Annotated in this window: 13 protein-coding genes; 4 read left to right on the forward strand and 9 right to left on the reverse strand. The window is 60.7% G+C overall.

All coding sequences use genetic code 11. From position 1 onward, the window contains the following. Positions 1-15 precede the first annotated feature (15 nt). Positions 16-927 (reverse strand): LysR family transcriptional regulator, encoded by a 912-nt coding sequence (locus ABVN19_RS23665; RefSeq protein WP_028942428.1) that lies wholly within the window; start codon positions 925-927, stop codon positions 16-18. A 135-nt stretch (positions 928-1,062) separates the two neighbouring features. On the opposite strand from ABVN19_RS23665, the gene ABVN19_RS23670 reads away from it, so the two are divergent. Beyond that, positions 1,063-2,553 carry an aldehyde dehydrogenase family protein gene (locus ABVN19_RS23670; protein WP_105641038.1) on the forward strand — a complete coding sequence of 497 codons (1,491 nt, stop codon included), beginning with the start codon at positions 1,063-1,065 and terminating at the stop codon, positions 2,551-2,553. Positions 2,554-2,657: 104 nt separating this feature from the next. Beyond that, on the forward strand, positions 2,658-3,944 hold the full coding sequence (locus tag ABVN19_RS23675) for an FAD-binding oxidoreductase (protein ID WP_028942426.1): 1,287 nt from the start codon (positions 2,658-2,660) through the stop codon (positions 3,942-3,944). 3 nt (positions 3,945-3,947) lie between these two features. Here the strand turns inward: ABVN19_RS23675 and ABVN19_RS23680 are convergent, their stop codons facing one another. The 8 genes from ABVN19_RS23680 to ABVN19_RS23715 form a co-directional block, all read right to left on the reverse strand. Next, on the reverse strand, positions 3,948-5,378 hold the full coding sequence (locus tag ABVN19_RS23680) for a mechanosensitive ion channel family protein (protein WP_028942425.1): 1,431 nt from the start codon (positions 5,376-5,378) through the stop codon (positions 3,948-3,950). Positions 5,379-5,465: 87 nt separating this feature from the next. Continuing rightward, a complete protein-coding gene (locus tag ABVN19_RS23685) occupies positions 5,466-5,966 on the reverse strand; it encodes an outer membrane beta-barrel protein (protein WP_105641037.1) in 501 nt (166 codons plus the stop codon). A 39-nt stretch (positions 5,967-6,005) separates the two neighbouring features. Then, positions 6,006-6,689, reverse strand: coding sequence for a DUF3313 domain-containing protein (locus tag ABVN19_RS23690; RefSeq protein ID WP_028942423.1), 684 nt, complete (start codon positions 6,687-6,689; stop codon positions 6,006-6,008). Positions 6,690-6,804: 115 nt separating this feature from the next. Further along, on the reverse strand, positions 6,805-7,281 hold the full coding sequence (locus tag ABVN19_RS23695; protein ID WP_245219030.1) for a hypothetical protein: 477 nt from the start codon (positions 7,279-7,281) through the stop codon (positions 6,805-6,807). After that, on the reverse strand, positions 7,278-8,030 hold the full coding sequence (locus tag ABVN19_RS23700) for a winged helix-turn-helix domain-containing protein (RefSeq protein WP_105641036.1): 753 nt from the start codon (positions 8,028-8,030) through the stop codon (positions 7,278-7,280). Before ABVN19_RS23700 ends, ABVN19_RS23695 begins: the two co-directional genes overlap by 4 nt. A 212-nt stretch (positions 8,031-8,242) precedes the next feature. Continuing rightward, positions 8,243-9,142: a DUF4852 domain-containing protein gene (locus ABVN19_RS23705; RefSeq protein WP_146117306.1), complete on the reverse strand. Its 900-nt coding sequence runs from the start codon at positions 9,140-9,142 to the stop codon at positions 8,243-8,245. Between the two features lie 105 nt (positions 9,143-9,247). Then, entirely contained in the window at positions 9,248-10,738 is a 1,491-nt protein-coding gene (locus ABVN19_RS23710; protein ID WP_028942419.1) for a YifB family Mg chelatase-like AAA ATPase, read from the reverse strand. Between the two features lie 127 nt (positions 10,739-10,865). Beyond that, positions 10,866-11,129 (reverse strand): accessory factor UbiK family protein, encoded by a 264-nt coding sequence (locus ABVN19_RS23715; RefSeq protein WP_028942418.1) that lies wholly within the window; start codon positions 11,127-11,129, stop codon positions 10,866-10,868. A gap of 407 nt (positions 11,130-11,536) precedes the next feature. Between ABVN19_RS23715 and glnK the strand changes: the two genes are divergently transcribed. Then, complete coding sequence (gene glnK / locus ABVN19_RS23720) at positions 11,537-11,875, forward strand: P-II family nitrogen regulator (RefSeq protein ID WP_002555808.1); 339 nt, start codon at positions 11,537-11,539, stop codon at positions 11,873-11,875. Positions 11,876-11,915: 40 nt separating this feature from the next. After that, entirely contained in the window at positions 11,916-13,247 is a 1,332-nt protein-coding gene (locus ABVN19_RS23725; RefSeq protein WP_028942417.1) for an ammonium transporter, read from the forward strand. The last annotated feature ends 210 nt before the right edge of the window (positions 13,248-13,457 follow it).

The raw sequence follows: 13,457 nt of genomic DNA on the forward strand, positions 1-13,457 counted from the left end.
AAAAAAGTCGATCAGTCATTCCGTTATTTCGTGATCTTGGGGCGCGAGTTCAGCGCCGACCCAGTCGACCAGTGCGCGTACCTTGGGCACTTCGGCGGCATGCTCGGCAAAGGCCAGGAAATGCGCGCCGCTGCTGCGCATGCTGTGTTGCCAAGGCACCACCAGCTTGCCTTCGGCCAGTTCCTGGGCCACCAGGTAGCGCGGCACCAGCGCCACGCCGCAGCCAGCCTGGGCAGCGCTCAGGCTCATATAGAAGGTATCGAAGCGCGGGCCGTGATAGCTGTGGGCCGAATGCAGCCCCTGCTCGAGGAACCATTCATGCCAGGCTTCGGGACGCGAGGTGCTTTGCAGCAGCACAAGCTCGGACAGCTCGTTGGCGTCCTTCAAGGCACGGCCCTGCAACAGCTCCGGCGCGCACACCGGCAGCACGTCCTCGCCGAACAGCTCGACACAGGTCGCCCCTGGCCAGGTGCCCTGGCCGTAGAAGAACACCACGTCGGCCTTACCCTGGAGCAGGGCGAAGGGCTCCATCTCGTTGCGGATATCCAGGTGGATGTTCGGATGGCGTTTACCAAACCCCTTGAGGTGCGGAATCAACCAGCGCACGCCAAAGCTCGGCTGGGTGGCGACCTTGAGCACTTCGGTCTGCTGGCCGTAGGAGAGGATGTAGCGGCTGGACATGTCGACCTGGGTGAGAATCTTGTTGACCTCGGCCAGGTACAGCGCGCCTGCTGGTGTGAGTTGCAGCCGACGGCGAATCCGCAGGAACAGGTGATGGCGCAGCATTTCTTCAAGTTGCGCCACCTGTTTGCTGACCGCGCTCTGGGTCAGGTGCAGTTCTTCGGCGGCGCGGGTGAAGCTCAGGTGCCGGGCGGCGGCCTCGAAACACTGCAGGGCGGCCATCGATGGCACCAGTCGTTTGGACATAGCGGTCTCTGAACAGGTAGATCATTACCTGGCGGAATGATATGCAGAATAAAGGTCGTTTGTTGCGCCAGAGTGATCGGATTAATACTGATCCGGATCACTAATTCAACCACTCATCGCATGCAGGAGAAGAAAATGGTTGATGGACTGCTAGACCGCCTCGGTGTCCCGGCCAACGCCTACACCCACGGCAACCATCCCGTTCACACCCCTATCGATGGCAGCGCGATTGCCTCGGTGCACCTGGAAAGCAAAGCCCAGGTCGTGGCCAAGATCGACAAGGCCGAACAGGCATTCCAGGCCTGGCGCAATGTGCCGGCACCGCGTCGCGGTGAGTTGATCCGCCTGTTCGGCGAAGTGCTGCGCCAGTACAAGGCAGATCTCGGCGAGCTGGTGTCCATCGAAGCCGGCAAGATCACCCAGGAAGGCCTGGGTGAAGTGCAAGAAATGATCGACATCTGCGACTTCGCCGTTGGCCTGTCGCGCCAGCTTTACGGCTTGACCATCGCCTCCGAGCGCCCGGGCCACCACATGCGTGAAACCTGGCACCCGCTGGGTGTGGTCGGCGTTATCAGCGCCTTCAACTTCCCGGTTGCAGTCTGGGCGTGGAACACCACCCTGGCCCTGGTGTGCGGCAACGCCGTGGTGTGGAAACCTTCGGAGAAGACGCCGCTGACCGCCCTGGCGTGCCAGGCGCTGTTTGAAAAAGCCCTGAAAGCCTTTGGCGACGCGCCAGACGGCCTGAGCCAGCTGGTCATCGGTGACCGAGACGCCGGTGAAGCCCTGGTCGATGACCCGCGCGTACCGCTGGTCAGCGCCACCGGCAGCACCCGCATGGGGCGCGAAGTCGGCCCGCGCGTGGCTGCCCGCTTTGGCCGCAGCATTCTCGAACTGGGTGGCAACAACGCCATGATCCTGGCCCCGAGTGCCGACCTGGACCTCGCTGTGCGCGGCATCCTGTTCAGTGCTGTCGGTACTGCCGGCCAGCGTTGCACTACCTTGCGCCGCCTGATCGTACACCGCTCGATCAAGGACGAAGTGGTGGCGCGGGTCAAAGCCGCCTACGCCAAGGTGCGCATTGGCGATCCACGCAAAGACAACCTGGTCGGCCCGCTGATCGACAAGCCATCGTTCAACGCCATGCAGGATGCCCTGGCCCGTGCCCGCGACGAAGGTGGGCAAGTATTCGGCGGCGAGCGCCAACTGCAGGAGCAGTACCCGAACGCCTACTACGTGTCTCCGGCCATTGCCGAGATGCCGGCGCAGAGCGCGGTGGTGCGTCACGAAACCTTCGCACCGATCCTCTACGTACTGGCCTATGACGACTTTGAAGAGGCCCTGCGCCTGAACAACGAAGTGCCACAAGGCCTGTCGTCGTGCATCTTCACCACCGACCTGCGTGAAGCCGAGCGCTTCCAGAGTGCTTCGGGCAGCGACTGTGGTATCGCCAACGTCAACATCGGCACCAGCGGCGCAGAAATTGGCGGCGCCTTTGGCGGCGAGAAAGAAACCGGTGGTGGTCGAGAGTCGGGCTCCGATTCCTGGAAGGCCTACATGCGTCGGCAGACCAACACGGTGAACTACTCCCGTGAGCTGCCGCTGGCACAGGGGATTGTGTTCGACTGATTGGCGCATTAATCGCGGGGCAAGTCGAGACGTCGCACTGCCGCTCCTACGGTAGGAGCGGGCTTGCCTTTCGACATTAACAAGAACAATGAAGGAAGCCGGCCATGCCAGAGCTGCGTCAACAATGTCTGTGGGAACACGTCACCAGGCTCGCTGCGCCGGTCGACAAGCTGGCCACCGAACTCAAGGCCGACGTCTGCATCATCGGCGGCGGCATCACCGGCCTTAGTGCCGCGATTCACCTGCTCGAAGCGGGCAAGTCGGTCATTCTGCTGGAGGCCTGGAACATCGGCCACGGTGGTTCCGGTCGCAACGTCGGCCTGGTCAATGCCGGCACCTGGATTCGCCCCGACGACGTCGAAGCCACCCTCGGCCAGAAGCAAGGCAGCCGCCTGAACAAGGTGCTGGGCGAAGCGCCCGCCGAAGTTTTCGCCACCATCGAGCGCCTGGGCATCGACTGCCAGGCACACAACACCGGCACCTTGCACATGGCCCACAACGCCACCGGCGTGGCCGACCTTGAAGCTCGCCATGAACAGTGGAGTCGACGCGGCGCCGATGTCGAACTGCTCACCGGTGCGCGCTGCGAGGAATACTGCGGTACCGACAAGATTTCTGCCGCGCTGCTCGACCGCCGCGCCGGCACCATCAACCCCATGGGCTACACCCAGGGCCTGGCCGCCGCAGTCACCCGCCTTGGTGGGCAGATTTTCCAGCAGTCGGCTGTCGAAGGGCTGGAGCGCGAAGGACGCGGTTGGCGGGTAAGAACCGCCAAGGGCTCGGTCAGCGCCGACAAGGTTGTGATCTCCACCGGTGCCTACACCGAAGGCGACTGGACCACCCTGCAAAAGCACTTTTTCCGCGGTTACTACTACCAGGTTGCGTCGGTGCCGCTGCAAGGCGAGGCCGCCGACAACGTCCTCAGGCACGGCCAGGGCTCATGGGACACCCGTACCGTGCTCAGCAGCATCCGCCGTGATGATGAGGGTCGCCTGCTGCTCGGCAGCCTGGGGCGGGTCGACAACAAGCCCAACTGGTTTATCCGCAGCTGGGCCGACCGCATCCAGCATCACTACTTCCCGCAATTGGGCAAGATCGAGTGGGAAATGCACTGGACCGGTTGCATCGACTTCACCCCCGATCACCTGATGCGGTTGTTCGAGCCGGCCCCGGGCCTGGTCGCGGTTACCGGTTACAACGGGCGGGGCAACACCACCGGTACGGTGATCGGCAAAGCCTTTGCCCAGTTCCTGCTGCAGGACAACCCGGATGCCTTGCCGATTCCATTCTCGGCAATGAAGCCGGTGTCGGCCCCGGCGCTGCGCACCGGCTTCTACGAAACCGGGTTCTCGCTGTATCACGCCGGCCAGTGCCTGCGCGTGGTGTTGTAGGAGCTATTTGTGCAGCCAGCTGAGAAAGCCGCCTTTCTTGATGGCTGCCGGTTTCTGCTCCAGCAGTGACTGATTGGTTTGCTGGCGGATGCGCTGCAGTTTGGTCAACGCGGTCTTGACCTCGTGGCGCTCCTCCAGGCAACTGCGCACATCGTCTTTGTCGATACGGTACAGCAGGCAACTGGTCAGGCTGCGGAACTCGGCGATGGACTGATCTTCATCGAGCAACCCTTCGGCCGCCAGCACTTCGCCGGGCCCCATGCGTCCGGCTTCGATCAGCTTGTCGCCATCACGGATCGACGCCGACACCACACCGGTGCCGATCACCAGCAAGTAATCCGAGCTGTCGCCAACTCCCAGGATGACCTGGTCGGGGAGGTACTCCACCGAGGTCATGCGCTGGCTGAGGTTGTCTTTCTCATCGCTGGTCAGCGAGCGGAAGATACGCACGTCTTCGAGCAGTACCCGTTGCCGGTTCCAGCCCTGGGAAGACGGGGTATCGGCGTTCCAGACCACGCCGGTTGCTTCCAGGTGGCGGTGGGCCAGATCGAACATCTGGTTGCGTACTTCGGTTTTCTGGCCCATGGCGCCGACAAAGCCGCTGGCCTCGTACTCGACGTATTCGAGGGTCGAGCTTTTGATCGTTACCTTGGGGGCGGGTATGGCGAGCAATGCGCGGCTGCCCTGCAGGGTTTTTTCCAGCGCATCGATGACCCGTTTGGGGCGCACCTGCGCCGGCACCACCACGGTTATGGAGACGCCATGAACATCGCTTGGCCGGCTGAAATTGAGCAGCTTGGCCTTGGCCGCCACCGAGTTGGGGATCACCGCCATGCTGCCGTTGCTGGTGAGCAGGCGGGTGGCACGCCAGTCAATGTCGATCACCTTGCCTTCGGTGCCGTCGATGCTGATCCAGTCATCGATCTGATAGGGGCGGGTGGTGTTGAGGACAATGCCGGAGAACACATCGCTCAGGGTACTTTGCAGCGCCAGACCGATGACGATGGCCATGACCCCGGACGTCGCCAACAGGCCTTTGACCGGCAGCTGCATCACGTACGCGGCGGCAGCGACGATGGCCGCCAGAAAGATCAGTGCCCCGGCCACATCCTGCAGCAAGCGCCCGGCATGACCACTGCGGGAGATGATCAGCAGGCCGAAAATCACCGTGACGGTACGTGCGGCGAACAACCACCAGGCGATGGCCAGCACTGTTGCCAGAAGGTTGCGAGGCACATCCTCGATCCAGGGGGCAGGTTGCAAGGGGCTGACACCGGCACTGATCAGCACCCAGGTGAACAACAGGAACATGCCCAGGCGCAGGCCGATCCGCCAGTATCGCCGGTCAACGGGGATCACTTGCCAGAGCAGGAGATCGAGCGCTATCAGGCCGATGCCGATCAATAGCGGGTAACTCTGTACGAATGCGGACATACCGGACTCACAGCGGTGGGCTGTTGCTAGTAAAGAGCAGGTTGGCGCCAATTACTACTGCGAGTCCGGGGTGGCAATCGTGCGGGATCAGAACATGTAATAGACGCTGGCGCTGGTCTGATCCAGATCGAGATCGCCGACCTTGAGCACTTCTTGTTCAAGGCGCACGCCTAGATTGCGGAACACGTCGACCTCGACGCCCAGGCCGTAGGTCAAGTCCAGGTCGTTGCTGTCGCCAGCGATGTCGTTGTCGGCATCCCAGGCGTGTACCCCGGCGCTGGCAAACAGGCGCACCCGTTGGCCTACCGGTACACCGAAGTGGGCAGTGGCCTGCAGCGAGTGACCTTCAAAATCACCGTACTTGCCATCAAAGTTGCCCAGATCCACCCAGGCGCCTTCCACCGCAAGGTACGGGTTGAGTCGATAGCCGACAAAGGCCTTGTAGGCGTTGTCGTCGTCGCTGAGCTGGTGTTCGTCAGTTTCCACTCGGGTTATACCACCCCCCAGGTAAAGGCCTCGGTCATCTGCCATCACGCTCAAAGAGCTGAATACAAAGAGAGCGGCTACAAGCTGTTTTGCGAATTTCATCTTTCATCCAATGTGGTTGGTGGGTGGGGCGTGGCTGGATCAGGCCGACCCAGCAGGTTGGAACGCTCTGTCCAGGCGCTCACGAATCAGGCGTGCGGCGGTATCCATGGCGGGGTAGACGTCTTCGACGGCCGGGCCCTGGTCCTGCTCGATGTTTCTGCCGCTGGCGCGGTCCACGGCGCGAGCCAGGGTTTCACCGCTCAGGCTGTCGCTGACTTCGCTCTGGAAGAACAGATACAAGGTGTCGTCGCGAACACCGGTGGCATGCAGGGACAAGCCCACCAACATGCCGATGGGAATGTATTCAGTGACATTGGGATCACGCGGGGCGCGTTCGATGTCGGCAATCGATATCTGCAGCGACAAGGCCCGTGCAGTGGGTTTGTCGACCAATCGATAACCCGCCGTGGTCAGTTGCTTTTCCAGTTGCTCGCGAAAGTGCTGGCGCAACGTGTTGGCGTCGCCTTCGAAGTTGGCGAATCGAGGGTCATGGCTGTCGAATGAAAAGGTTTTTGGCAAGTTGATGAATATTGTCTTGTCGTGACTTTTTGAAAATGGCGCAGACGCGCGTTGCCAGGCGACAGTGCCATCATCGTGTTCAATGGTCTGCAACGGCGCAGCCGGCGTCTGAGCTGCAGGCATGGCCGTGTCGATACTGGGTGCCATCGAGCAGCCGAAAAGGCTCAATGAGAAGAGGAGCAGGGCGAGATTTTTGAATGGCATGAACGTTCCTGTTGGCGTCACCTGGGGGGTGACCGACGTATCCCCACTCTGGGCGGCGAGCGAGAAAAACAGGAATCAAAAATTGTTATTTATGGCCCTCAGGCGAGGGCTTGCGTCAGTCGTTCATGCACCTCAAGCGGTCCAGCTCGAGGATGTAATAGCACAGGGCATCCCGGTCATCGGGGATAACCGCCAGCGTCAGAATGGAGCCCAACCTGAAGTACTGGCGCGCAAACAGCAACTCCGAATTAGTGCTGACATCAAAGAGTTCTTCCTGGCGGCTGGCCTGAATATCTTCAACCTTGATTTTTATCCGCCAGCGCGAGGTATCGACAATGGAGGCCCCCACCGCGACATGCCGCTCTTTATCCCCCAGTCGCTCGAGGATACTGAGCACCGCGCTGGGTTCACTGATGGTCAGGCCATCTTTGAAGTCCATGATATCGCTGCCCATGAAGTGATGGCCTTCAGAGCGATAAGGTTGGCTGTTGATATAGGGGCGGGGGCGTGTAGCCAGCACCGTTGCCAGGCATATCAGAAATACACAAGTGATGATCAGGACATGACGCCAGGCGTGTGGGTAACGCGTCATGATCCGGCCACGCATTTTTTCAACATGCTGATGAAGTGCTCGTGCTGGAACTGAAATTCGAGGTTATAGGCGTCGCCGTTATCCCGCAGGCACGACAGGTTCATGCGCGAACCCGCCCGGCTGACGTAGACGCGCCCCCGCAGATTCTGTTCTGCCAGGTTGAATTCAACTAACTCGGCCTGGAGGTTATTCACGTCGGCTGGGTTTTTGCCGACCGCTGAAACGGCCAGGGGGCCTTGCAGGGCATCGACGATGTACAACTCGCCAGTGGGCTGATACCAGGCATACACCTGCCACATGGTAAACAGCGCGAACACAGACACCGCCAGGTAACCCGCCCGAATTGCCATGCCGACACCCTGGCTTCTGCCTGGCGGTGCTGCGGGCGCTTGCGGAGCGGGTGTCTCGGGCGCGTGGACCAGGTACTGGGTATTGAAGCGGTAACCCCGGCGCGGCACAGTGATGACGATGTCGTGATCCTTGCCGTCATCCAGCATGTTTCGGAGTGCAAAAATGGATTGGTTCAGGCTACCCGTCGAGACGACGCGATCCTCCCAGGCGAACTCGACAATGGCCTCGCGTGAGCAGACCGTCCCAGGGGAACTGAGCAGTATTTCAAGTATTCGGGAGTCTGCGCGTGGCAGTGACAGTGTCTCGGGCGCGCCGGGTATTTTGTGGATAAGGAGTTTGCAGTGTTCGGTATTGAATTCAACACGCGCACTGCTTTTAAGGCGAAAGTGGTAAATCATGAAGCAACACGCGCATTGTGAAATTTGTCGCCATTATAAGGCGCGCTGTTATTCAGGCAAGTCGATAGCAGGGGCTCGTGATGAAGGGGTTTTATTTATAGACTATTGGGCTCTATATATTTCAATATTGAAATAATTCACCCGGCCATCGATAAATGGCTTGCAGGTTCGCTGCAAGCCATGGGGGAGGCCGCTGTCAGGCGGTCGCCCGCTTACAGCGTATGACGGTACAGCACGACGTTTGGCTTGGTCTTGTCGACCAGCTCGATGTACTGCACCGACAGGAGGACAGCACGGATCGGGTCTGTGGCCCGGACATCACCCTTGATGGTTTTGTCGACGTAGCCGTACACGTGCATCTCAAGATGATCACCGCCACCGGCGGTACGCACCGCTTCGATAGCGCGCGCTTCATCGCCTTTGACCTTGATGGACTTCAACTGTTCGCCATTGGAGAAACCGAAGCGATAATCACGGGCATCATAGAACTCCAAATAGTGATGGCCACTATTGGAGACTTTGTATTTATTAGGGGTTCTTGCCGAGAGCAGCTTCTCGTCCATCGAGCTGAACAGCGTGCTGGTCAGCGGGAATTCTTCTTTCTCGAAGTCGTAGGGCTTCATGTCGATGGCGTGGGCGGTCAACGTCTTTTTATAAAAATCGTGAGTGCCGTATTTAGTGATTTGCTCCTGGAGCAGCGGCGTAATGGTTTTTTCGAGGTCTTTTTTGACGAACTCGTCGCGGGTCTTCGAGTACGTGTCGAGCCGCTCGGAAAGCTCATCGGTGCCGCGGAAGTAGCGGCCCGTGTTCAAGGTCTTGATGACGGCCACGGTGCCGTCTGGCTCGGGCATTTTGCCGTTGTAGATATAGGTGGCCTGGGTGCCCGAGGTGATCTCCCAGTAGTCGGAGCGATCATCTTGCAGCGCGTGGGCTGGCAAGCTGGTGACCAGGGCGGCATCGGGGTTCACAGCAGGCTTGGCTTCTTTGGCCGCTGCGGGGGCATTGGCAGGGGTAGTTGCCGAGGCAGGCGCCTCGCTGTCCGAGCATGCGACCAGGGCCAAGGACAGGGCACCCATACTTGTGGCAAGCGTAAGCTGTTTGAAGCTAATCATGGAGTTGAATACTTATGCGAGGGGAGTTAGTTGCGCGGGTTTTGTCGACTTGTAACTTTCGTTATTTCACCACATGAATAGTGGCACTTCAATGGCGCGCAGTTATTAATTGCCGGATCGATAGTGCAGCGCTTCGGCCAGGTGCTCGCGGTTAATGTGTGAGGCCTGGCCCAGGTCTGCCAGCGTGCGGGCGACCTTGAGCAGCCGGTGGGCGGCGCGCAGTGAGAGTGTCAGGCGTTCGCAGGCGCTTTCCAGCCACTGCTGGTCGGCTGTGGATAACCCGCAGTGTTGGCGCAAACCCGGCAGATCGAGGAAGGCATTGGCACACCCCTGGCGCTGCTGCTGGACATCCCTGGCCTGGGCCACCAGCGCGGCAATGCTGGCGCTACTTTCACCGTTGTTGCAGCTGGCTGACAAAGCTGTAGCCTCGCGGGCGACAGTCAGGTGCAGGTCGATGCGGTCGAGGAGGGGCCCCGAGAGCTTGTTGCGGTAACGTTGGATCTGGTCGGTGCTGCAGCGGCAGCGGCCGGTCGGATCGCCCAGGTATCCACAGGGGCAGGGGTTCATGGCGGCGACGAGCTGGAAGCGGGCCGGAAAGCGGATTTTGTCCTTGGCCCGGGCGATGACGATTTCGCCGGATTCCAAGGGCTCGCGCAGTACCTCCAGTACGCGGCGTTCAAACTCTGGCAGTTCATCCAGGAATAATACGCCGTGGTGGGCCAGTGTTATTTCGCCCGGTTGCGGGCGGCTCCCGCCACCTACCAGCGCGGCACTTGAAGCCGAGTGGTGAGGGTGACGAAAGGGGCGTTGCGGCCAACTGCTCAGCGGAACGTGGCTGGCCACTGACTGGATCGCCGCCACCTCCAGCGCCTCGCGCTCATCCAGCGGTGGCAACAAGCCGGGAAGGCGGCTGGCGAGCAGCGTCTTGCCGGTACCAGGCGGGCCACTGAACAGCAGGTTGTGTGCCCCGGCAGCGGCTACCAGCAGCGCGCGTTTGGCGGCTTGCTGGCCCTGTACTTCATTCAGGTCGGGGTAGGGTTGTACCTGCAGCAGCAAGCCATTGGCGGCATAGGGTGGCAGCAGCGCCTGGCCGTTGAAATGCCCAATCAGCTCCAGCAGATGCTCGACGGCGTAAACCACCAGCCCACTGGCCAGGCAGGCCTCTTCGGCGTTTTCCCGCGGGATCACCAGTGCGCGCCCGGCTGCCCGTGCGGCCAGCGCTGCCGGCAGTACGCCTTGTACCGGCCGCACGGCGCCGGACAGCGCCAGCTCACCCAGGCATTCGACCTCGTCCAGTGCCGTGACCGGAAACTGCCCGTTGGCAGCCAGAATTCCCAGCGCGATAGCCAGGTCGAATCGGCCGCCGTCTTTCGGCAGGTCTGCCGGGGCGAGGTTGAGGGTGATGCGCCGGGCAGGAAACTCAAGGCCTGAATTGAGGATCGCGCTGCGAACGCGGTCTTTGCTTTCCTTGACGGTGGCTTCGGGTAGGCCCACCAGGGTCAGGGCGGGCAGGCCGTTGGCCAGGTGGGCTTCGACACTGACCTCCGGGGCCGATACGCCCACCTGGGCGCGGCTGTGGACAAGGGCGAGGGACATGAGCACTCCATGATCGTTGCAGGGGCCGCGTCCTGCGGCGTTGCAAGGATAGTGGGGTGGGGCGAGAGGCAGCGGGGAAGAGTGAGTCAGCTTTTTTCGGTAGGCGTGGGCTTGCCCCGCGATCGGGTTACTCAGCCGCTGGCGGGCTCAGGCGAGCTTCCATTTCAGCCACTTTGGCTTCCAGCGCTTCAAGGCGGGCGCGGGTGCGGGCCAGTACGACCATCTGGCTGTCGAATTCTTCCCGGCTGACCAGTTCCAGTTTGCTGAAACCGCTTTGCAGCAGGGCCTTGAACTGGCTTTCGAGTTCGGCGCGGGGCTGTGAGGTGTCGCCGCTGAACAGGCGCGAGGCTTGGTCGCTCAGGGCGTCGAGAAAGGCTTTGGGCGCGAGCATGTTCGGCTATCCGCAGGTATCCAAGGGGGCGCCAGTGTAGCACGCAGTTTTGCGGGCTTTTGGCTGCACGCTTTTCGCGCATTGCGGGGAAACATCGCGCACCGTTGTTGTGCGCCGAATCGGTGCTGGCGACTGGCCAAGTCAGGCTGCCAAACGTAAGTCACTGTAATTGGGTGAATTAACGGATCTGGCAAGGTTTCTGCTAAGACCTTCATGACCCATGCACTGATGCAGTCACCGTGACGAGCCAGGGTGCAGGCGGAGTATCACGCTGTTTCGTCATGTGCGGTTTCTGGTGTTGACCGGGGATATGAGGTCGACGGTGCGTTACAAAGCCAGGCGCTGCGCTTAGACTTGAGTCGGGTTTGTTTTCCTGGGGCAAGTCCACCAATTCGGGAGAGAGTTTCATGAAGCTAGTCACTGCCATCATCAAGCCGTTCAAGCTGGACGACGTGCGCGAGTCGCTGTCCGAAATCGGCGTGCAGGGCATTACTGTCACTGAGGTCAAAGGCTTCGGTCGGCAGAAAGGTCATACCGAGCTGTATCGCGGCGCTGAATATGTGGTCGATTTCCTGCCAAAAGTGAAGATCGACGTCGCCATCGACGACAAGGATCTGGATCGGGTCATCGAGGCAATCACCAAGGCAGCCAACACCGGCAAGATCGGTGACGGCAAGATTTTCGTGGTCAATCTGGAGCAGGCGATTCGCATCCGTACCGGCGAAACCGATACCGACGCGATCTAAAAAAGCCTCACCAAACCCCAACGCCCCAGGAGATAACAACATGACTCTGCGTCAATTCGCAGGGCTAGGAGCCCTTTTGTCCCTCGTAATGCCCGGCCTGGCCCTGGCAGAGGAGGCAGCCCCCGTCCTCAACTCCGGCGACACCGCCTGGATGTTGACCGCCACAGCCCTGGTACTGTTCATGACCATCCCTGGTCTGGCCTTGTTCTACGGCGGTATGGTGCGTTCCAAGAACGTGCTTTCGGTGATGATGCAGTGCTTTGCGATCACGGGTCTGATCAGTGTCCTGTGGGTGGTCTATGGCTATAGCCTGGCGTTCGATACCACGGGTATGGAGCAAGGCGTAGTCAATTTCAATTCCTTCGTCGGTGGCTTGTCCAAGGCCTTCCTGGCTGGCCTGACGCCGTCGAGCCTGACGTCTCCAGCGGCGCTGTTCCCTGAAGCCGTGTTCATTACCTTCCAGATGACCTTTGCGATCATCACGCCAGCGTTGATCGTCGGTGCCTTTGCCGAGCGCATGAAGTTCTCGGCAATGCTGATCTTCATGGCCATCTGGTTCACTCTGGTCTACGCACCGATTGCCCACATGGTATGGAGCGGCAATGGCGCCCTGATGTGGGACTGGGGCGTGCTGGACTTCGCCGGTGGCACCGTGGTGCATATCAACGCCGGTATCGCAGGCCTGGTAGCGTGCCTGGTCCTGGGCAAGCGAAAGGGCTTCCCGACCACGCCGATGGCCCCGCACAACCTGGGCTACACCCTGATGGGCGCGGCAATGCTGTGGATCGGCTGGTTCGGCTTCAACGCCGGCTCTGCGGCCGCCGCCAACGGCACAGCCGGCATGGCCATGCTGGTCACCCAGATCGCTACCGCCGCTGCGGCACTGGGCTGGATGTTCGCCGAATGGATCAGCCACGGTAAGCCAAGCGCCCTGGGCATCGCTTCCGGCGTGGTGGCCGGCCTGGTCGCCATCACTCCGGCGGCCGGTACGGTCGGCCCGATGGGCGCCCTGGTGATCGGTCTGGTGTCGGGTGTGGTCTGCTACTTCTGCGCTACGAGCCTCAAGCGCAAGCTCGGCTACGACGACTCGCTGGATGCCTTCGGCGTTCACGGTATCGGCGGTATCGTCGGGGCGATCCTCACCGGTGTGTTTGCAGCCCCGGCACTGGGTGGTTTCGGCACCGTCGAGGACATCGGTGCGCAAGTGTGGATTCAAGCCAAGGGTGTCGGGTTCACCGTGATCTACACCGCGATTGTCACCTACGTGATTCTCAAGGTGCTGGATCTGGTCATGGGCCTGAGGGTCAATGAAGAAGAAGAGTCGGTCGGTCTCGACCTGGCGCAACACAATGAGCGCGGCTACAACTTGTAACGCCCTCGAAAAAACTTGCCCGGCTCGCCGGGCATTTTTTTGTCTGCAGTTTGTCGATTTCCTACAGCGCAAACGGTTTCTTTCGACGCTTTTGCCGCTGCTTTTCGGGCTGTCTTGGCGAAGGTCGAAAACTTACAGGCCGGAGAGATATTTAGGCACTTTGCTTTTTCTCTGGGCACGCTAGAATGCGCGCCGAAGGGTGCAGACAAG

Source organism: Pseudomonas vranovensis (assembly GCF_040438935.1).
In the GTDB taxonomy this organism is placed as follows: Bacteria; Pseudomonadota; Gammaproteobacteria; order Pseudomonadales; family Pseudomonadaceae; genus Aquipseudomonas; species Aquipseudomonas vranovensis.

Coding starts and splice junctions, on each gene's coding strand:
- glnK (WP_002555808.1), top strand. CDS start 11,537: ATGAAGCTAGTCACTGCCATCATCAAGCCGTTCAAGCTGGACGACGTG.
- ABVN19_RS23705 (WP_146117306.1), bottom strand. CDS start 9,142: ATGATTAGCTTCAAACAGCTTACGCTTGCCACAAGTATGGGTGCCCTG.
- ABVN19_RS23675 (WP_028942426.1), top strand. CDS start 2,658: ATGCCAGAGCTGCGTCAACAATGTCTGTGGGAACACGTCACCAGGCTC.
- ABVN19_RS23685 (WP_105641037.1), bottom strand. CDS start 5,966: ATGAAATTCGCAAAACAGCTTGTAGCCGCTCTCTTTGTATTCAGCTCT.
- ABVN19_RS23670 (WP_105641038.1), top strand. CDS start 1,063: ATGGTTGATGGACTGCTAGACCGCCTCGGTGTCCCGGCCAACGCCTAC.
- ABVN19_RS23725 (WP_028942417.1), top strand. CDS start 11,916: ATGACTCTGCGTCAATTCGCAGGGCTAGGAGCCCTTTTGTCCCTCGTA.
- ABVN19_RS23700 (WP_105641036.1), bottom strand. CDS start 8,030: ATGATTTACCACTTTCGCCTTAAAAGCAGTGCGCGTGTTGAATTCAAT.
- ABVN19_RS23710 (WP_028942419.1), bottom strand. CDS start 10,738: ATGTCCCTCGCCCTTGTCCACAGCCGCGCCCAGGTGGGCGTATCGGCC.
- ABVN19_RS23690 (WP_028942423.1), bottom strand. CDS start 6,689: ATGCCATTCAAAAATCTCGCCCTGCTCCTCTTCTCATTGAGCCTTTTC.
- ABVN19_RS23715 (WP_028942418.1), bottom strand. CDS start 11,129: ATGCTCGCGCCCAAAGCCTTTCTCGACGCCCTGAGCGACCAAGCCTCG.
- ABVN19_RS23680 (WP_028942425.1), bottom strand. CDS start 5,378: ATGTCCGCATTCGTACAGAGTTACCCGCTATTGATCGGCATCGGCCTG.
- ABVN19_RS23665 (WP_028942428.1), bottom strand. CDS start 927: ATGTCCAAACGACTGGTGCCATCGATGGCCGCCCTGCAGTGTTTCGAG.
- ABVN19_RS23695 (WP_245219030.1), bottom strand. CDS start 7,281: ATGACGCGTTACCCACACGCCTGGCGTCATGTCCTGATCATCACTTGT.